General features: G+C 72.1%; 13 protein-coding genes. 11 read left to right on the forward strand and 2 right to left on the reverse strand.

The window, feature by feature from the left end:
- Window positions 1-12 precede the first annotated feature (12 nt).
- Window positions 13-1101 (forward strand): Zn-dependent alcohol dehydrogenase, encoded by a 1089-nt coding sequence (locus tag ACIA77_RS30005; protein ID WP_395889346.1) that lies wholly within the window; start codon window positions 13-15, stop codon window positions 1099-1101.
- Window positions 1101-2252: an acyl-CoA dehydrogenase family protein gene (locus ACIA77_RS30010; protein ID WP_395889347.1), complete on the forward strand. Its 1152-nt coding sequence runs from the start codon at window positions 1101-1103 to the stop codon at window positions 2250-2252. Before ACIA77_RS30005 ends, ACIA77_RS30010 begins: the two co-directional genes overlap by 1 nt.
- 22 nt (window positions 2253-2274) lie before the next feature.
- Here ACIA77_RS30010 and ACIA77_RS30015 read toward each other — a convergent pair whose 3' ends face one another.
- Window positions 2275-4593: a transketolase-like TK C-terminal-containing protein gene (locus ACIA77_RS30015; protein ID WP_395889348.1), complete on the reverse strand. Its 2319-nt coding sequence runs from the start codon at window positions 4591-4593 to the stop codon at window positions 2275-2277.
- Between the two features lie 139 nt (window positions 4594-4732).
- Here ACIA77_RS30015 and ACIA77_RS30020 point away from each other — a divergent pair, with 139 nt between their 5' ends.
- Window positions 4733-5215, forward strand: coding sequence for an Lrp/AsnC family transcriptional regulator (locus ACIA77_RS30020; RefSeq protein WP_395889349.1), 483 nt, complete (start codon window positions 4733-4735; stop codon window positions 5213-5215).
- Between the two features lie 22 nt (window positions 5216-5237).
- Window positions 5238-6353 carry an acyl-CoA dehydrogenase family protein gene (locus tag ACIA77_RS30025; RefSeq protein ID WP_395889350.1) on the forward strand — a complete coding sequence of 372 codons (1116 nt, stop codon included), beginning with the start codon at window positions 5238-5240 and terminating at the stop codon, window positions 6351-6353.
- Window positions 6354-6389: 36 nt separating this feature from the next.
- Here ACIA77_RS30025 and ACIA77_RS30030 read toward each other — a convergent pair whose 3' ends face one another.
- A complete protein-coding gene (locus ACIA77_RS30030; RefSeq protein ID WP_395889351.1) occupies window positions 6390-6683 on the reverse strand; it encodes a DUF3040 domain-containing protein in 294 nt (97 codons plus the stop codon).
- A gap of 194 nt (window positions 6684-6877) precedes the next feature.
- Here ACIA77_RS30030 and ACIA77_RS30035 point away from each other — a divergent pair, with 194 nt between their 5' ends.
- From ACIA77_RS30035 to ACIA77_RS30065, 7 genes are all read left to right on the forward strand, one after another.
- Entirely contained in the window at window positions 6878-7738 is an 861-nt protein-coding gene (locus ACIA77_RS30035; protein WP_395889352.1) for an LLM class F420-dependent oxidoreductase, read from the forward strand.
- 434 nt (window positions 7739-8172) lie between these two features.
- Complete coding sequence (malQ, locus tag ACIA77_RS30040) at window positions 8173-10152, forward strand: 4-alpha-glucanotransferase (protein WP_395889353.1); 1980 nt, start codon at window positions 8173-8175, stop codon at window positions 10150-10152.
- 124 nt (window positions 10153-10276) lie between these two features.
- Window positions 10277-12406 (forward strand): glycogen debranching protein GlgX, encoded by a 2130-nt coding sequence (gene glgX, locus ACIA77_RS30045; protein WP_395889354.1) that lies wholly within the window; start codon window positions 10277-10279, stop codon window positions 12404-12406.
- Window positions 12403-14697, forward strand: a complete 2295-nt coding sequence (gene treY, locus ACIA77_RS30050; RefSeq protein ID WP_395889355.1) for a malto-oligosyltrehalose synthase — start codon at window positions 12403-12405, stop codon at window positions 14695-14697. Before glgX (ACIA77_RS30045) ends, treY begins: the two co-directional genes overlap by 4 nt.
- Window positions 14694-16418: a malto-oligosyltrehalose trehalohydrolase gene (gene treZ / locus ACIA77_RS30055; protein ID WP_395889396.1), complete on the forward strand. Its 1725-nt coding sequence runs from the start codon at window positions 14694-14696 to the stop codon at window positions 16416-16418. The genes treY and treZ overlap by 4 nt, the downstream gene beginning before the upstream one ends.
- A 92-nt stretch (window positions 16419-16510) precedes the next feature.
- Entirely contained in the window at window positions 16511-18655 is a 2145-nt protein-coding gene (gene glgX, locus ACIA77_RS30060; RefSeq protein ID WP_395889356.1) for a glycogen debranching protein GlgX, read from the forward strand.
- Window positions 18656-18800: 145 nt separating this feature from the next.
- A complete protein-coding gene (locus tag ACIA77_RS30065) occupies window positions 18801-20357 on the forward strand; it encodes a Re/Si-specific NAD(P)(+) transhydrogenase subunit alpha (RefSeq protein WP_395889357.1) in 1557 nt (518 codons plus the stop codon).

Here is a 20357-nt window from a genome sequence, read left to right on the forward strand (position 1 = left end):
GGAGAAGACACCGTGGTCAAAGCCGTGGTCGTGCGCGAGCCGGGAGCCGCGCCCGAGGTCCGCGACATCGCGCTGCCGCCCGTGGGCCCCGCCGACGTGCGCGTGCGCATCGCCGCCGCCGGCGTCTGCCACTCCGACCTCTCGATGGTCGACGGCACGCTGAAACCGCAGTACCCGTTCGTCCCCGGGCACGAAGCCTCGGGCGTGGTGGCCGAAGCCGGCGCCGAGGTGACGAACGTGAAGCCGGGCGACCGGGTCGTGCTCAACTGGGCGGCCGCGTGCCGCGAGTGCTGGTTCTGCCAGGCCGGGGAGCCGTGGCTGTGCTCGGCGATCGAGGGCATCACCACGCTCCCGCGCGGGGAGGTCGACGGCGAACCGCTCAACGTGGTGCTCGGCGTCGGCGGGTTCGCGGAGGAGACGGTGCTCCCGGCGACGTCGGTGGTGCCGCTGCCCGACGGGGTGCCGCTCGACCTCGCGGCGCTGATGGGCTGCGCGGTGCTCACCGGAGTCGGCGCCGTGCGCAACACCGCGAAGGTCCGCAGTGGACAGTCGGTGCTCGTGCTCGGCCTCGGCGGCATCGGGCTGTGCGCGGTGCTCGGGGCGAAGCTCGCCGGCGCGTCGCCGATCATCGCCGTGGACGTCTCGCCGGAGAAGGAAGAGCTGGCCCGGGCCGCGGGGGCCACGCACTTCCTGCTGAGCGAGGACAAGCTCGCCAAGCAGGTGCGCGGGCTCACCGAGGGCCGGGGCGCCGACCACGCCTTCGAGTGCGTGGGCGCGGCCGCGACGATCCGCACGGCGTGGAGTTCGGTCCGCCGCGGCGGGCACTGCACCGTGGTCGGCGTCGGGCGGCGCGACCAGGAGGTGGTGTTCAACCCGCTGGAGATCTTCCACTTCGCCCGCACCCTCACCAGCACCGTCTACGGCGCCTCCGACCCGGACCGCGACATCCCGGTGCTGGCCGAGGAGGTCAAGTCCGGTGACCTGAACCTCGAGAGCCTCGTGACCCACCGGATCTCGCTCGAGGAAGTGCCGGGGGCCTTCGAACGGATGCGCGCGGGCCAGGGCGCCCGCTCGCTGATCCGGATCGGTGCGGACGCCTGATGCCGGAGCTGGACACCGAAGAACAGGCCATCGTGGACACCGTGGCCGAGTTCGTGGACCGGGACGTGCGCCCGGTCGCGCGCGACCTCGAGCACGCCGACACCTACCCCGAAGCGCTCATCGAGCGCATGAAGCAGCTCGGCGTCTTCGGCCTGGTGATCCCGGAACCCTACGGTGAAGTCAGCGTGTCGACACCGTGCTACGCGCTCGTCACCGCCGAGCTCGCGCGCGGCTGGATGAGCCTCGCGGGCGCGATGGGCGGGCACACCGTCGTCGCGAAGCTGCTGCTGATGTACGGCACGGAGGAGCAGAAGCAGAAGTACCTGCCGCGCATGGCGACCGGTGAGCTGCGCGCCGCGATGGCGCTCACCGAACCGGGCGGCGGTTCGGACCTGCAGGCGATGCGCACGCGCGCCCGCCGCGTCGGGGACGAGTACGTGGTCGACGGCACGAAGACGTGGATCACCAACGCGCGCCGCGCGGGCCTGGTCGCCGTGCTCTGCAAGACGGATCCCGATGCCGAACCCAAGCACCGCGGCATCAGCGTGCTGCTGATGGAGAAGGTGCCCGGCTTCGAGGTCTCGCGCGACCTGGGCAAGCTCGGCTACAAGGGCGTCGAGACCTGCGAACTGTCTTTTTCGGACTGCCACGTGCCCGCGTCGGCGTTGCTGGGCGGGGAAGAGGGCCGCGGGTTCCCGCAGATGATGCGCGGGCTCGAGATCGGCCGGATCCAGGTCGCCTCGCGGGCGCTCGGGGTCGGGCGGGCCGCGTTCGACGACGCGTTCCGCTACGCGCAGGAACGCGAGTCGTTCGGCAAGCCGATCTGGAAGCACCAGTCCGTCGGCAACCACCTGGCGGGCATGGCGACGAAGCTGACAGCCGCGAAGCAGCTCGTGCTGCACGCCGCCCGCCAGTACGACACCGGTGCCCGGTCCGACCTCGAAGCGGGCATGGCGAAGCTGTTCTGCTCCGAGGTCGCGATGGAGGTGGCGCTCGACGCCATCCGCGTGCACGGCGCGTACGGCTACTCCACGGAGTTCGACGTCGAGCGTTACTTCCGCGACGCCCCGCTGATGATCGTCGGCGAGGGCACCAACGAGATCCAGCAGGACGTGATCACCCGGCAGCTCATCGCCCGCGGCGGGCTCTGACCCACCGCGGGCGGGCTGCCGCTCAGTCGGCGACGTCGAGGGCCGCGCGGATGATGCTGTCGCTGTCGATGCCGTGGTGGCGGTAGACGCTCTCGAGGTCACCCGACTGCCCGAACCGCGTCACGCCGAGGTGCGCGGCGCGCACCCGGTGCACGTTCGCCAGGAACGCGAGCGTGTGCGGGTGCCCGTCGAGCACCGTCACCATCGGCGCGGAGCGCTCGGCGGGCAGCGCCGAGTCGAGGATCCACGTGTCCGCGGTGTCCTGGCCCGACCGGGCTTGCAAGGCGCGGAAGAGCAGGCCCGCGCTCGTCACGCACACCACGTCGGCGTGCTTGCCCAGTGCGTCGAGGCGGTCGGCGGCGGCCAGGGCTTCGGTGACCATCGCGCCCATCGTCACGATCGTCACGTCCGGCCGCGCGACGGCGGCGGTGCGGATCGGGTAGGCACCCGCGACGACCTGGCGGCGCCGGCGTTCGCGCGCGGCCGGGTCCGCCGGCACCACGGCCAGGCTCTGCTCCACGGGCCGGGTCGACAGGCGCAGGTAGGCCGACGTGCCGTCGGACCGGCCGAGACGGGCCAGCGACGCCAGCAGCGTCCACTCGACGTCGAGCGCGAACGCCGGTTCGTAGGTGATGCAGCCCGGCTGCTCGAGCCCCACCGACGGCGTGGTCACCGACTGGTGCGCGCCACCCTCCGGGGCGAGCGTGACGCCCGAGGGCGTGCCGACGAGGATCGACTGCCCGCCACCGTAGATGCCGAACGACCACGGTTCGAGCGCGCGCTCCACGAAGGGGTCGTAGAGCACGCCGATCGGCAGCAGCGGCCGGCCCCAGCGAGACCACGTGGTGCCGAGCTCGCCCAGCGCGCTCACCAGGTTCACCTCGGCGATGCCCAGTTCCAGGTGCTGGCCGGTGGGGCGCTCGCGCCAGTGCAGGATCGTCTCGGGGTCGTCGGCGAACCAGTCGACGCGCTCCTGCGGCGACCACACGCCGACCTTGTTGACCCAGCCGCCGAGGTTGGTGCTGGAGGAGACGTCGGGACACAGCGTGACCACGAGCTTCGCGGCCTCCGGTGCCTCGCGCGTGAGGTCGAGCAACGCGCGGCCGAGCGCGGCTTGCGTGGTGGTGCGCCCGGACGGCGTGCGGCCGATGTCCGCCGGGATGGCCGGAACCTGGTGCGGCACAACGGGTTCGCGACGCAGGCGCGCGGCGGTGTCGGCGCACAGCCGCGCCGCGGCGGACCCCTCGGCGAACGTGCGCCACGGGTCGTCGAGCGAAGTGCCGACGCGCTCGGCCAGCTGCCCGATCTGCTCGGCGGTGAGCAGCGACGAGTGGTTCTGCGGGTGGCCTTCACTGGCCAGGCCGAACCCCTTCACGGTGTAGGCGAAGATCACCGTGGGGCGGCGGTCGTCGATGGCGTCGAACGCGTCGAGCAGCGCGGGCAGGTCGTGGCCGCCGAGGTTGCGGATGGCCGCGTGCAGGGTGGTGTCGTCGAGCGTGTCCAGCAGCGGCGCCAGCTCAGCCGACGCGAGCCGCTCGCGCAGCTGCGCCGGCGTGCAGCGCAGCAGGCGCTGGTACTCCGGGTTCGGCATGTCGTCGATGCGCCGGCGCAGCGCTTCACCGCCGGGCCGCTCGAACAGCTCCTGCAGCAGCCGGCCGTACTTGACGGTGAGCACCTGCCAGCCGGCCGCGTCGAACATGCCCTGCAGGCGCGTGGCACCGATGTTGGGCACCACGCGGTCGAGCGACTGGCGGTTGAGGTCGACGATCCACACGACCTCGCCCAGCTCCTGGACGTTCGGGTCGAGGATCGACTCCCAGACGGCGCCTTCGTCGAGTTCCGCGTCGCCGACGAGCGAGTACTGGCGGCCGGTGCCGGCGCCGCCGGTGGTGGATTCGACGTAGCGGCGGGCCAGCGCACCCCAGATCGGGGCGGTGGCGCCGATGCCGACGGAGCCGGTGGAGTAGTCGACCTGATCGGGGTCCTTCGACCGCGACGGGTAACTCTGCAGGCCGCCGAACTCGCGCAGCGACGTCAGGTACTTCTCGTCGAGGCCGCCGAGCAGGTAGTTGATCGCGTGGAGCACGGGGGAGGCGTGCGGCTTCACCGACACGCGGTCCTCGGCGCGCAGCCGCGCGAACCACAGCGCGGTCATGATCGAGACCATCGACGCGCTCGAGGCCTGGTGCCCGCCGACCTTCAGCCCGGTCGGGTTGGGGCGCACGCGGTTGGCGTGGTCGATGATCGCGGTGGACAGCCAGAGCACGCGGTCCTGTACCTCACGCAGGACCTCCGTGGCTTCGGCGGATCCGGGACTGCGTTCGGCGGCGGGAGTGCTCACGACGGACCTCTCTGCGATTTTCGTTGGGCGTAACGAGGACTTCAGTCCAACAGAGCTGGGTATGCTGCACAACCGATGGTCTGTTCACTGAGCAGAACGCCCAGAATCGCACCCGACGGTGCGGAGAGGACTGCGCACCATGCCCAGTCACCAGCGGCTCGACGCCACCGACGCCCGCATCCTGCTCGCGCTCAACCGCAACCCGCGTGCCACCGCCGTCGCTCTCGCGGACGAACTCGGGCTCTCGCGCAACACCGTGCAAAGCCGGCTTTCGCGGCTCGAACAGGGCGACGCGCTGCACTCGGTCGAGCACCGCGTCGACCCCGCCGCGCTCGGTTATCCGCTCACGGCGTTCGTGACGGTGCAGGTCACCCAGCGGCTGCTCGACGAGGTCGGCCACGCGCTGGCCGCCGTGCCGGAGGTGCTGCAGGTCCGCGGCCTCACCGGCCAGTCGGATCTGCTCGTGCACGTGGTCGCGCGCGAGGCCGACGACCTGTACCGCATCGCCGGCCAGATGCTCGAGATCCCGGGCGTCGAGCGCACGCACAACGCGCTGGTGATGCGCGAGATGGTGCCCTACCGGCTGACGCCGCTGCTGGAGCGCGCCGTGGCCGGGAAGTGAGCGGCGCGGGCAGACTGGCGGTGTGGACGATCTTGTCGCGCGGACGCGCGAACTGCGGTCCCTGCTCGCCGCCGAGGCGGTAGCGGGCGAGGCCGACCGGAGGCTGACGGACAAAGCCGTGCGGGCGCTCGGCGACGCCGGGCTCTTCCGGCTCGGCACGCCGCGCCGGTACGGCGGGCACGAGACGACCCTGCGGGCGCTCGTGGACGTCGGTGCCGAGGCGGGGGAGGCGGACGGCGCGACGGGCTGGGTCGTGACCCTGCTGAACGCCTGCGCGTGGGTCGTGAGCCTCTTCCCGGAGCGGGCGCAGGACGAGGTGTTCGGCGCGGACCCGCTCGCGAAGGTCGCGGGCGCGCTCGCGCCCACCGCGCGGGCCGAACGCGTGGCGGGTGGCTACCGCGTCGGTGGTCGGTGGCCGTACGCGTCGGGCATCGCGCACGCGGACTGGGCGTTGCTGGGCATCCCGGTCGGCGCCGCCGGTGAGCCCGCGATGGCGCTCGTCCCGGCGAGCGACTACGCGGTCGAGCGCACGTGGGCCGTCGCGGCCATGCGGGGCACGGGCAGCGACACCGTCGTCGCGCAGGACCTGTTCGTGCCCGGCCACCGGGTCGTGCGAACCGCGGCGGTTCTAGAACGTGTTCCAGTGTTCGCGCCGTACCTCACGGTGGTGCTCGCGGCGCCGCAGCTCGGGCTCGGCCGGGCGGCACTGCGACTCGTGCGGGAAGCGGCCGCGACCAAGGCCGTCACCGGAACCGCCTACGCGCGGCAGGCCGATTCCGCAGTGTTCCAGCTGCGGTTCGCCGAGGCCGCGCTGAAGGTGGACACCGCGCACCTGCACTGCGCGCGGGCCGCGGACGACGTCGACCAGGCCTCATCAGGAGGGGGTGAGATGGGCGGGCTGGCACGGGCCCGCGTGCACGGTGACATCGGGCTGGCCGGGCAGAGCGTGGTCGACGCGATCGGGATCCTGGTGGCGCTGCACGGCACCGGCGGGTTCGCCGACGCCCACCCGTTGCAGCGCATCTGGCGGGACGCGAACTTCGCGCTGACCCACGCGATGGCACAGCCCGCGGTGAACTACGAGATCTACGGCAAGGCGCTCCTCGGCGTGCAGCAGAACATCACCGCGATGCTCTGAACCCGTGCTACGCGGTGAAGTGCCGGTCGCCGGAGGCTAGGCGGAACCGTCCGCCCCGTGGTCGCGCTTGCGCAGCAGGAGCCTCCGGTGGATCCAGACGAACAGCGGGACCGTGACGAGGCCCCAGAGGAACAGACCGGTGCTGCCGGCCAGCAGCCCGATGACGATCATCAGGACGACGGTGATGTCGGCGAGGATCAAGGTGGTGAACCACAGGCGGGAATGAGCCGGGGGTGCACCCTCGCTCAAGGCCGCGACGAAATCGGGATCGCTCGCGGCCAGCTCTTCTTCGATCTTCCGCAGCGCACTGCGGTCGCGATGGGGAAGCATGACCCCCTCCTCAGGACGGATCCGGGGTGATCGCCCTTCTAATTGACTACCCCGCTCCTCCCCACGTCAAGCGCGCTTTTTCCAGGAATAATCGGCAAACCGCGGCGGTGGTCGGGTGCACCCCGACCGGACACTTCGGGCGGCCAGCGGGATTCCGTTGCAAACTGAAACACGTTCTAATATCGTCGACTGCTGTGAGATACGGCATCGTGCTCTTCACGAGCGACCGCGGCATCACGCCCGCGGCGGCGGCGCAGGCGGCCGAAACGGCCGGGTTCGACACCTTCTACGTCCCCGAGCACACGCACATCCCGGTCAAGCGCACGGCCGCGCACCCGCGCACCGGGGACGCGAGCCTGCCCGACGACCGGTACCTGCGCACGCTCGACCCGTGGGTCTCGCTCGCGACGGCCGCGTCGGTCACCTCGCGCATCCGGCTGGCCACGGCCGTCGCGCTGCCGGTGGAGAGCGACCCGATCACGCTGGCCAAGGCGATCGCGACGCTCGACCACCTCTCCGGTGGGCGGGTGACGCTCGGTGTCGGTTTCGGGTGGAACACCGACGAGCTCGCCGACCACGGGGTGCCCGCGCGCAAGCGGCGCACCGTGCTGCGCGAGTACCTGACCGCGATGCGTGCCTTGTGGACCGACGACGTGGCGAGCCACGAAGGCGAGCACGTGGCGTTCGGCCCGAGCTGGGCGTGGCCGAAACCCGTGCAGCAGCGCATCCCCGTGCTCGTCGGCGCGGGCGGCGCCGAGCGCACGTTCCGCTGGATCGCCCGCTGCGCCGACGGCTGGCTCACCACACCGTCCGAAGTGGACGTCGAGGAGAACGTGGCGCTGCTGCGGGAGATCTGGCGCGAGGAGGGCCGCGAGGGGGAACCCGAGGTGGCCGCGCTCGGACCGCGGCCGGACCCCGAAGGCCTGGCGCGCCTGGAAGCCGCCGGCGTCACGGAGGTGATCTTCGGGCTGCCGGACCGCGAGCCGGCCGAAGTCGTCGCGTGGCTCGGGCGGCTGGCGGGCAAACTCGAGCACGGGACCCTCATCCGGCCCTGACGAGATCCCGAGTGGTCCGGCGCCGTGGTGTCCTTTTCGGACCGGCGCGACAGCCGCCTCGCCGGGAACATCGGGACGAAGCGGGAGAACGGCGCCGACCGCGTCCTGCCGGTCGACCGTCGGCGGCCACGGGATCGAACCGGTGTGCCGGCAGGTTCGCCCAAGCTGCACGCGATGGGCGGCGAGAACTTGTTCGCCCTGCCTCGCCTACCCGAACCCGGGCTCGCTCGCGCGTCGAGCCGGAGGAATCTCACCCGAAGAGGTGAAGTCGGAGCCTGGCCGTCATGGTGTTCACCCGATGGCCTCTTGGTAGGCGTGGCGGTGACCGGCCGGCACGCCCCCCGACCAGCCGGTCACTGCCATTCGCTTCGGCATTCGGGTGCCGTGCGGCGGGGCGATTGGCGCGGCCCGCCGGGTGCCGGAAGACTGGCCCGGTGCAGAGCCCGATCCCCGCTGAGCCGCCCGGCCCCGACGTCTCACCCGAGCTGGCCGAGCTGGCCGGCGCCTACGGCGTCGCGACCTCCTACGAGAACTCCGACCGCGTCGAGGTGCGGGTGGAGGCCGATGTCGTCGTCGCGGTCCTCGCCCAGTTCGACGTGGACGCCTCGACCGAGGACGCCGTGCGGCGGGCGCTGGAGGAGGTCCGGGCGGCGCGCGCGTCGGCGGACCTGCCGCCCACGGTCGTCGTCCGCGCCGGGCGGACGCGCGAGCTCGGCCGCGAGGTCACCGTCGAGCTGGAGGACGGCACGACCCGCGAGGTCGGCCCGACGCTGCCGGCCGACCTGCCGCTCGGCTGGCACCAGGTGGTCGACGGCGACCGGCGCGCGACGCTCGTCGTGGTCCCGGCGAAGCTGCCCGAGGTGAATTCCGCGTGGGGCTGGATGCTGCAGCTCTACGCGCTGCACTCGGCCGCTTCGTGGGGGATGGGCGACTTCGGCGACCTGCGCACCACGGCCACGCGCTCGGCCGCCGAGCTCGGCGCCGGCGTGCTGCTGGTCAACCCCGTCCAGGCGTTCGCACCCGCGCACCCGGTGGAGCGCTCCCCGTACTCGCCGTCGAGCCGCCGCTTCGCCAATCCCGTGTACCTGCGGGTCACCGACACCGAGGCGTTCGCCGAGGCCGACGAGCCGACGCGCGCGAAGGTGCTGGCGCTGGCCCCGGACGCGGTTCCGGACCTGATCGACTACGACGCCGTGTGGGACGCCAAGCGCATCGCGCTCGAGCTGCTGCGCCCGCACCACCCGCGCCCGGTCGAGCTCGACAGCGACCTGCGCGACTTCGCGACGTTCGGCGCGCTGGCCGAGGTGCACGGCGCCGACTGGCGCGAGTGGCCCGAGGCGCTGCGCGACCCGGCGAGCCCCGAGGTGGCCGCCGCCCGCGAAGAGCTGACCGGCCGCGTCGAGTTCCACGGGTGGCTGCAGCAGCTGTGCCACGAGCAGCTCGACGAGGTCCGCCTCGCGGCGCGCGAAGCCGGCATGACGGTGGGAGTCGTGCACGACCTGCCCGTCGGCGTGCACCCCGGGGGTGCCGACACGTGGGCGCTGCGCGACGTCTTCGCCGCGCGGGTGCGGGTCGGCGCGCCGCCCGACGCGTTCAACCAGCAGGGCCAGGACTGGAACCTCCCGCCGTGGCGGCCCGACCGGCTCGCCGAAGCCGGGTACGCGCCGTTCCGCGACGTCGTGCGCGGGGTGCTGCAGCACGCCGACGGCATCCGCGTGGACCACATCGCCGGCCTGTGGCGGCTGTGGTGGATCCCCCCGGGTGAGCCCGCCGGGCGTGGCACGTACGTGCACTACGACGCCGAAGCGATGCTCGGCGTGCTCGCGCTCGAGGCGCACCGCGCCGGCGCTGTCGTGGTCGGGGAGGACCTCGGCACGGTCGAGGACGTCGTCACCGAGACCATGCACGAGACGGGCGTGCTCAGCTCCGCCGTGCTGTGGTTCCAGCGCGACTGGGACGCGCCCGGCCAGCCGTTCGTGCGGCCCGCCGAGTGGGATCCGCACGCGATGGCGAGCATCTCGACCCACGACCTGCCGACCGTCTCGGGCTGGCTGGAGGCCGAACACGTGCGCGTCCGAGCCGAGCTGGGGCTGCTCGACCGGCCGGTGGAGCAGGAGTACGCCGAGGCGGCGGCCGAACGCACGGCGCTGCTGGACCTCGTGGCGCGCGAAGGCATCCCGGCCGACGACCCCGTGGTGGCGCTGCACACGCTGCTGGCCTCGGCGGCGTCGCGCCTGGTGCTCACCTCGCCGGCCGACGTGGTGGGCGAACGCCGCCAGCCGAACCTGCCGGGCACGGTCGACCAGTACCCTAACTGGCGGATCCCGCTCCCCGTCAGCGTCGACGGGTTCTTCGCCGACGCCCGGGTGCGCGCGGCGGTCGCGCCGCTGAAGGCGGCCCGGCCGCTCCGGTAACGCACGCCGGCTCGCGAAGAACCGCTCGCGAAAAGAACGGCCGGCGAAAACACAGTGGTTCGGCACCCGTCGCCGGTGGGTAGCCCACCGTCCGCAAGAAACCGACGTCCCCGAGGAGAGTCCCGTGCGTCCCTGGCCCGGAAGGCCCTACCCGCTCGGCGCCACCTACGACGGGGTGGGCACGAACTTCGCGCTGTTCTCCGAAGTCGCCGAGTACGTGGACCTGTGCCTGTTCGACGAGGACGGCACCGAGACCCGCGCGCGTCTTGAGGAGGTCGACGGGTTCGTCCACCACGGGTACCTGCTCGGCGTCGGCCCGGGCCAGCGCTACGGCTACCGCGTGCACGGCCCGTACGACCCCGACCGCGGCCTGCGCTGCAACCCGAACAAGCTCCTGATCGACCCGTACGCCAGGGCGTTTTCGCGCGGCGTCGACTGGTCGGAAGCGCTGTTCGGGTACAAGTTCGACAGCCCGGACGAACGCAACGACCAGGACTCCGCCGGGCACGTGCCGTACTCGCTCGTGGTCAGCCCCTTCTTCGACTGGGCCAACGACCGCGCGCCGCGCACGCCCTACCACGAGACCGTGATCTACGAAGCGCACGTGCGCGGCATGACGATGACGCACCCGTTCGTGCCCGAGCGGCTGCGGGGCACGTACGCCGGGATCGCGCACCCCGCCGTGATCGAGCACCTCAAGAAGCTCGGGGTCACGGCGGTCGAGCTGATGCCGGTGCACCAGTTCGTGACCGACCACGGCCTCGACGAGCGCGGGCTGCGCAACTACTGGGGCTACAACACCATCGGCTACTTCGCACCCCACGACAGCTACGCGGCGATGCCGGGCCAGGGCGGGGCCGTGCAGGAGTTCAAGGGCATGGTCCGCGCCCTGCACGAGGCGAACATCGAGGTGATCCTCGACGTCGTCTACAACCACACCGCCGAGGGCAACCACCTCGGGCCGACGTTGTCCATGCGCGGCATCGACAACGAGGCGTACTACCGGCTGGTCGAGGACGAGCCGAAGTACTACATGGACTACACGGGCACGGGAAACTCCCTCAACGTGCGCAACCCGCACACCCTGCAGCTGATCATGGACTCGCTGCGGTACTGGGTCACCGAGATGCACGTGGACGGCTTCCGCTTCGACCTCGCCTCCGCGCTGGCGCGCGAGTTCTACGACGTCGACCGCCTGTCCACGTTCTTCGAGCTCGTGCAGCAGGACCCGATCGTGAGCCAGGTGAAGCTCATCGCCGAACCGTGGGACGTCGGACCCGGCGGGTACCAGGTGGGCAACTTCCCGCCACTGTGGACGGAGTGGAACGGGCAGTTCCGCGACACCGTGCGCGACTTCTGGCGCGGTGAGCCTTCGACGCTCGGCGAGTTCGCGTCACGCATCACCGGATCTTCGGACCTGTACCAGGACGACGGCCGCCGCCCGTTCGCGTCGATCAACTTCGTGACCGCCCACGACGGCTTCACGCTCACGGACCTGGTGTCCTACAACGAGAAGCACAACGAGGCCAACGGCGAGGACAACCGCGACGGCGCCGACGACAACCGGTCGTGGAACTGCGGGGTGGAGGGCCCGACCGACGACGAGGAGGTGCTGGCCCTGCGCGCCCGCCAGCGCCGCAACCTGCTCGCCACGATGCTGCTGTCGCAAGGCGTGCCGATGCTGCTGCACGGCGACGAGCTCGGCCGCACGCAGCAGGGCAACAACAACGCGTACTGCCAGGACACCGAACTGTCCTGGATGGACTGGGGGCTCGCGAAGGAGAACGCGGACCTCGTGGAGTTCACCGCGGCGCTCACCGCGTTCCGCAAGGCGCACCCGGTGTTCCGGCGCCGCCGGTTCTTCCAGGGCAAACCGGTGCGCAAGGGCGAGGAGCTCGGCGACATCGCGTGGTTCACGCCGGCCGGCGAGCTGATGACCGAGCAGAACTGGGACGACGGTTTCGGTAAGTCCGTGGTCATCTTCCTCAACGGCGAGGGCATCTCCGACCTCGACCCGCGCGGCATGCCGGTGGTCGACGAGTCGTTCCTGCTGGCGTTCAACGCGCACTACGAGGACATCGCGATGACCTTGCCCGCCAACGGGTACGGCACGGAGTGGACGGTCGTGGTCGACACCGCCACGGGCACGGTCGGCGAGACGGACGCGGAACCGGTGCCGGGCGGGGGCAAGCACACGCTCGCCGCGCGCTCGCTCGTGGTGCTGCAGCGGACCGGCCGGGAGGAGCAGGAGTGAGCGCGCCGTCGTCGACCTACCGGGTGCAATTGCGCCCGGAGTTCACCTTCACCGACGCCGCCGGGATCGTCGACTACCTGCGCGCGCTCGGCGCGGGCGCGCTGTACGCGTCGCCCGTGCTGGACGCGACGCCCGGCTCGACCCACGGCTACGACGTGGTCGACCCGGCGCGCGCGCGGCCCGAGCTGGGCGGTGAGCCGGAGCGGCGCGTATTGGTGGCGCGGCTGAAGGACGCCGGGCTCTCGCTCGTGGTGGACATCGTGCCGAACCACATGTCGGTGGAGGTGCCGAAGGTCAACCGCTGGTGGTGGGACGTGCTGCGCCACGGCCAGGCGGCCGAACACGCCGGCTTCTTCGACATCGACTGGAGCCGCGGCAAAGTGCTGCTGCCCGTGCTGGGCGACGACGACGCCGTGACCGAGCTGAAGCTCGAAGGTTCGGGTGAGACCGCCGAGCTCGTCTACTACGACCACCGCTTCCCGATCGCGCCCGGCACCGGCGAAGGCACGCCGCAGGACGTGCACGCGCGCCAGAACTACGAGCTGGTCGGCTGGCGGCGCGGCAACGCCGAGCTGAACTACCGCCGGTTCTTCGACATCACGAACCTCGCGGCCGTCACCGTCGAGAAAGCCGAGGTCTTCGCGGAAACCCACGGCGAGGTGCTGCGCTGGGTGGCTGACGGTGACGTCGCGGGCCTGCGCGTGGACCACCCGGACGGCCTGGCCGATCCCGGCGGGTACCTGCGCCGGCTGCGCGAGGGCGCGCCGGGCGCGTGGCTCGTGGTGGAGAAGATCCTGCACCCCGGTGAGGCGCTGCCGCAGAGCTGGCCCGTCGACGGCACCACGGGTTACGACGCGCTGCGCGAGATCACCGGCGTGTTCGTCGATCCCGCCGCGGAGCCGGTGTTCACGCGGCTGGCGGACGAGCTGGGGGTGCGCACCGACTACCTCGCGGTCGAGGAGGAAGCCCGGCGCCTGGTGACCGACCACATCCTCGTGGCCGAGGTGCGCCGGATCGCCGCGCTGGTCGACGAAACCGAGGCGGCAGCCGCGCGCGCCGCGGTGGCGGAGGTGATGATCGCGTTCGGCGTGTACCGCTCGTACCTGCCCGAAGGCGCGGCCGAATGGGCGGGCGCCCTCGAACGGGCCAGGTCACGCCGGCCCGACCTGGCCGAGGCGTTCACCGCGCTGGACGCGCAGGTCCGCGCCGAACCGCACGGTGAGCTCGCCACGCGCTTGCAGCAGACGTCCGGCATGGTCGTGGCCAAGGGCACCGAGGACACGACCTTCTACCGGTTCACGCGCTTCGCCGCGCTCAACGAGGTCGGCGGCGACCCGGACTCCTTCGGGCTCGACCCCGCGCAGTTCCACCGGCTCGCCGAAGGCCGCGCGGCCGGGCGGCCCGCGACCATGACCACGCTGACCACCCACGACACCAAGCGTTCGGAGGACACGCGGGCCCGGCAGGTGGTGCTGTCGGAACTGGCCGGCGAATTCGCCGACGCGGTGCGCCGCTGGACCGCGCGCGCCGGCCTCGACGAGCCGTCGCTGAACCTGCTGGCCTGGCAGACGCTCGTGGGCGCGTGGCCGATCGGCCCGGAGCGCCTGCGCGACTACCTCGACAAGGCGGCCAAGGAGTCGAAACTCCGCACCACCTGGACCGACCACGACGAGGAGTTCGAACGCGCCGTCGCGGCGTGGCCCGCGCGCGTGCTCGACGACGCCGAGCTGGCCGCCGACGTCGAGGCGTTCGTCCGGCGGCTGGCCGGCGCCGGGTACGTGAACTCGCTGGGCCAGAAGCTCGTGCAGCTGACGGGCCCGGGCGTGCCCGACGTGTACCAGGGCACGGAGCTGTGGGACTTCTCCCTCGTCGACCCCGACAACCGGCGCGCGGTCGACTACGGCGCCCGCCGCGAAATCCTCGACCGCGTGCTCGCCGGCGAGCTGCCCGAGGTCGACGAATCCGGTGCCGCGAAGCTCCTCGTGGTGCACCGCGCGCTCACCTTGCGGCGCGAGCGGCCCGAGCTGTTCACCGGGTACCGCCCGCTGCACGCCGAGGGCGCGGCGGCCGGGCACCTGCTGGCGTTCCAGCGCGGCGCGGACCTCGCGGTCGCGGTGACGCGGCTGCCGGTGGGGCTCGAGAAGTCCGGCGGCTGGCGCGACACCGTGCTGCCGCTGTCCGAAGGGGTGTGGACCGACGTCCTCACCGGCCGGGCCCTGGGCGACGCGCCCGCGGCGGCGGCGCTGTTCGCCCGGTACCCGGTGGCTCTTCTGGTGCGAGGGGATTCCTGATGTTCACCGTGTGGGCACCCGCCGCGGAGCGCGTGCGGGTCCGCGTCGACGGCACCGACCACGACATGACCCCGGTCGGCGGCGGGTGGTGGCGCGCCGGCGTCTCCGGTACCGATTACGCGTTCCTGCTCGGCGACGACACCAAGCCGCTGCCGGATCCGCGTTCGCTGCGCCAGCCCGCCGGCGTGCACGAGGCCTCGCGCGGGTACGACCACTCGGCGTTCGCCTGGACCGACGGCGCGTGGACGGGCCGGCAGCTGCCCGGCGGGGTCGTGTACGAGCTGCACGTGGGCACGTTCACCGAGGGTGGCACGTTCGATTCCGCCATCGAGCGGCTCGGCCACCTCGCCGACCTCGGCATCACGCACGTCGAGCTGCTGCCGGTGAACTCGTTCGACGGCACCGCGGGCTGGGGCTACGACGGCGTGCTGTGGGGCGCGGTGCACGAGCCCTACGGCGGGCCCGACGGGCTCAAGCGGTTCGTCGACGCCTGCCACGCGCGTGGCCTCGCCGTGGTGCTGGACGTGGTCTACAACCACCTCGGCCCGTCGGGCGCGTACCTCGACCGCTTCGGGCCGTACTTCGCGGGGCACACCGACTGGGGCGCCGGGCTGAACCTCGACGGCCCGGGCTCGGACGAGGTGCGCCGGTACGTGCTCGACAACGCCTTGGGCTGGCTGCGCGACTTCCACGTCGACGCGCTGCGGCTCGACGCCGTCCACGCGCTCGTGGACAAGCGCGCCGTGCACCTGCTGGAGGAGCTGGCCACCGAGGTCGACCGGCTGTCCGCGGCGCTGCGGCGCCCGCTCACGCTCATCGCGGAGTCGGACCAGAACGACCCGCGGCTCGTCACGCGGCGTGACGGCGGTGGTTACGGCCTGGGCGCGCAGTGGTCCGACGACCTGCACCACGCGCTGCACGTGCGCATCACCGGCGAAACCACGGGCTACTACACGGACTTCGCCGCGCCGGGCGCGCTCGCGAAGACGCTGCGCGAGGCGTTCTTCCACGCCGGCACGTGGTCGTCGTTTCGCGAGCGCACGCACGGGCGGCCCGTGGACACCCGCACGACGCCGGGGCACCGGTTCCTGGCCTACCTGCAGAACCACGACCAGATCGGCAACCGCGCCACGGGCGATCGCCTCTCGGCCACGGTCGCGCCCGGGCTGATCGCGTGCGCCGCGGCGGTGGTGTTCTGCTCGCCGTACACGCCGATGGTGTTCATGGGCGAGGAGTGGGGCGCGAGCACGCCGTGGCAGTTCTTCGCGTCGTTCCCGGATCCTGAGCTGGCGGAGGCCGTGCGGACGGGGCGGCGGCGCGAGTTCGCCCGCCACGGCTGGGGCGAGGCGGACGTGCCGGATCCGATGGACCCGGCGACCGTCGAACGGTCCAAGCTCGACTGGGCCGAACCGGCGAAGGCGGGGCACCGGGAGGTGCTGGAGCTCTACCGCACGCTGATCCGGCTGCGCCGCGAACGGCCCGAGCTCACCGACCCGGACCTCGCCGGGTTCGAGGTGCGCGCGGCGCCGGACGACTCGTGGCTCGTGCTGCACCGCGGTTCCCTGCGGCTGGCGTGCAATTTCGGCGCGACGGACGCGGTCGTCCCATTGGCTGGGACGCCCGGCGAGGTCCTGGCGTCGTGGGGTGCCCCCGAGTTCGACGACGCGCGCGGGACCGTGCAGCTTCCACCGGCTTCGTTCGCGCTGGTGGCCACCTCCTGACCGGCGTCAACCCCGCGAGCAGGAGTCTTTCCCGGGAAAGTTCAGCCGGGTAGCAGGGCCCGGAAAACCGCCCGGCCTGGGAAGATCTCCCCATGGCAACACGACCCGCTACCGACACCCAGGTCCTGGCCGGCCGTCCCTTTCCGCTCGGCGCTCACCCGGAAGCCGGAGGGGTGCGCTTCGCCGTCACCTCGGCGGTCGCCGAAGCCGTGGAGGTGTGCCTCATCGCCGACGACGGCAGCGAGCGGCGCATCGAGCTCACCGAGCGCACGTTCGGCGTGTGGCACGGGCTCGTCCCCGGCGTCACCCCGGGGCAGCGCTACGGCTACCGCGTGCACGGGCCGTACGACCCGCTCCGGGGACTGCGCTGCAACCCGGCGAAGCTGCTGGTGGACCCGTACGCGCAGCGGATCACCGGGCAGCTGACCGACCTCGGCGCCGCACAGGGGTTCACGGGCCACCCCGACCGCGGGCCGATGTCCACTGTGGACTCCCTGGGCAGCGTGCCGCTTTCGGTGGTCGCCTCGCCGGGCGGGCCGGACACGGGCAGCAAACCCGAGGTGCCGTTCGAGGAGTCGGTGATCTACGAGCTGCACGTGAAGGGGTTCACCGAACTGCACCCCTTCATCCCGGAGGCGCTGCGCGGCACCTACCTCGGCGTGGCGCACCCGGTGGCGATCGAGCACCTCACGCGGCTCGGGGTGACCACCGTGGAACTGATGCCGGTGCACGCGTACGCCGACGAGCCGTCGCTCGTGCGGGCCGGCCGGCACAACTACTGGGGCTACTCGCCGCTGGGCTTCTTCGCGCCGCACCCCGGCTACGCCAGCGAGCCGGGCCGGGAGATCGAGGAGTTCCGTTCGATGGTGGCGGCGCTGCACGCGGCCAACATCGAGGTGATCGTCGACGTCGTCTTCAACCACACCTGTGAGGGCGGACCGGACGGGCCGACGCTGTTCCTGCGCGGGCTCGACGCCCCGGCGTACTACCTGCACACCAAGCGCGGGCACATGGCCGACATCACCGGCTGCGGCAACACGCTCGACGCGGGCTCGCCCACGGTCGTGCGGCTCGTGACGGACTCGCTGCGGTACTGGACGCAGGAACTCGGCGTCGACGGCTTCCGCTTCGATCTGGCGAGCACGCTCGGGCGCCCGCGCGGCGGGATGTTCGACCGCGATTCGACGATGCTCACGGCCATCACGACGGACCCGGTGCTGTCGCGGTGCAAGCTCATCGCCGAACCGTGGGACGCGACGGGGGACGGCTACCGCGTCGGCGACTTCGGCGCGCAGTGGGCCGAGTGGAACGGGCGCTACCGCGACACGGTGCGCGACTTCTGGCGCGGCGCCACCGGGGTGCGTGACCTCGCGTACCGGCTGTCGGGGTCGTCCGACCTCTACGACCACAACCTGCGCCGGCCGTGGCAGTCGATCAACTTCGTGACCGCCCACGACGGCTTCACGCTGCGGGATCTGGTGTCCTACAACGAAAAGCACAACGAGGCCAACGGCGAGGACAACCGCGACGGCACCAACGACAACCGCTCGTGGAACCACGGCGCGGAGGGGGAGACCGACGATCCGGCGATCGGCGCGCTGCGCACCCGCCAGGCGCGCAACCTCTTCGCCACGCTGATGCTCTCCACCGGCACCCCGATGCTGGTCGCGGGCGACGAGATGTGGCGGACGCAGGGCGGCAACAACAACGCCTACTGCCTCGACGACGAGACGTCCTGGGTGGACTGGACGCCGACGGCGGAGACCGAGCCGATGCTGTCGTTCGCCCGGCGGGTGGTGCGCCTGCGCGCCTACAGCCCCGCGCTGCGCCAGCCGGAGTTCTTCGAGGGCCGCACCACGCCCACCGGCAAACCGGACCTCGTGTGGTTCCGCCCCGACGGTGAGGAGTTCGACGAGATCGACTGGTTCGACGAGAGCCGCCGCACGCTGTGCATGTGGATCGACGGGTCCAACTCCCAAGCGCGCAACCGCGAAGGCGCCCTCGTCACCGACCACTCGTGGCTGCTGATCCTGCACGCCGGCGAAGACGACGTCGAGGTGGTCCTGCCGGGCCCCGAGTACGGCGTCACGTACAAACCCACGCTGGACACCGGCACGGCCGACGGGAGCCCCGCGTACGTGGGTGTGCTGGAGCCCAAATCCCGGATCGTGGTCGGGGCCCGGTCGGTGCAGCTGCTGCGGGCACCGCGGGATCTCGTGCCCTGGCCGCTGCCGTGACGGCGGCCGCGCTGGTCGCATCGTTCAAGAAGATTCGAAGGCATCGTTCAAGAGACAACTGTCACCTGGTGTCCGCGGAATCCGCTTTTCACCCTGGTCGTTGGACGCTGAAATCCCCTGTGGTGATCTCCGAGGAGGAGAACTGATGACCGACCACAGCACATCGCCCGGGGCGCCCTTGCGCATCGGCCTGGTCGCGGAGCCGGCCAAGTCCGAGACGCGGGTGGCGCTGACCCCGGACACCGTGCGCAAAGCCATCGGCCTCGGCTACCCCGTCGTGGTGGAGTCCGGGGCCGGTGTGCGGTCCGGGTTCGACGACGAGGCCTACCTGGCCGCGGGCGCCGAGGTGTCGGCCGATCCGGTGTGGGACGCGGAAGTCGTCGTGACGATCAACCCGCCGGACGCGGAACAGATCGAGCGGCTGCTCCCCGGCACGACGCTGGTGTCGATGCTGGCGCCGGCGTTGGAGCCGGACCGGCTGGCGGCGCTGGCCGCGAAGGGCGTCACGGCGCTGGCGATGGACGCGGTCCCGCGGATTTCGCGGGCGCAGTCGCTGGACGTGCTCAGCTCGATGGCGAACATCGCCGGGTACCGCGCGGTGATCGAGGCGGCGCACGTGTTCGGCCGGTTCTTCACGGGCCAGGTCACCGCGGCGGGCAAGGTGCCGCCGGCGAAGGTGCTCGTCGCGGGTGCCGGGGTCGCGGGGCTGGCGGCGATCGCGGCCGCGAACAGCCTGGGTGCGGTGGTCCGGGCGACGGACCCGCGGCCGGAGGTGGCCGACCAGGTGCGGTCGCTGGGCGGTGAGTACCTCGCGGTGGAGGTCGAGCAGGAGGCGAGCACCGACGGCTACGCCAAGGCCACGTCGGAGGCCTACGACAAGCGGGCCGCGGAGATCTACTCCGAGCAGGCCGCCGACGTGGACATCGTCGTGACGACGGCGCTCATCCCGGGCCGGCCCGCGCCGAAGCTGCTGACGGCCGAGCAGGTCGCGTCGATGAAGCCGGGCAGCGTCGTGGTGGACATGGCCGCGGCGCAGGGCGGCAACGTCGCGGGCACGGTGGCCGGCGAGGTCGTGACCACGGACAACGGCGTGACGATCATCGGCTACACCGACCTGCCGGGCCGGTTGCCCGCGCAGGCCTCGCAGCTCTACGGCACGAACGTGGTGAACCTGCTGAAGCTGCTCACCCCGGAGAAGGACGGCCGGCTGACCCTCGACTTCGAGGACGTGGTGCAGCGCGGCCTGACCGTGGTCCGCGACGGCGAGGTCCTGTGGCCGCCGCCGAAGGTGTCGGTGAGCGCGGCGCCGCAGGCCGCGCCCGCCCCGCGGGCGGAACCCGAACCGGAGGAGCCGCGGTCGCCGTGGCCGAGGTTCGCGGTCGCGGCGCTGGGGGCGGTGGCGCTGTTCCTGGCGTCGGCGTTCGCGCCGCCGGAGCTGGCCGGGCACCTGACGGTGTTCGTGCTCGCGATCGTCATCGGCTTCTACGTGATCGGCAACGTGCACCACGCGCTGCACACGCCGCTGATGTCGGTCACCAACGCGATCTCGGGGATCATCGTCGTCGGCGCGATCCTGCAGATCGCCGGTGGCGGTGCACTGACCACGATCCTGGCCGCGGCCGCCGTGCTGCTGGCCGCCATCAACATCGTCGGTGGCTTCACGGTGACTCGCCGGATGCTGTCGATGTTCTCGAGGAGCTGA

Origin of the sequence: Amycolatopsis sp. NPDC051903 (assembly GCF_044452505.1) — a bacterium.
Classification (GTDB): Bacteria; Actinomycetota; Actinomycetes; order Mycobacteriales; family Pseudonocardiaceae; genus Amycolatopsis.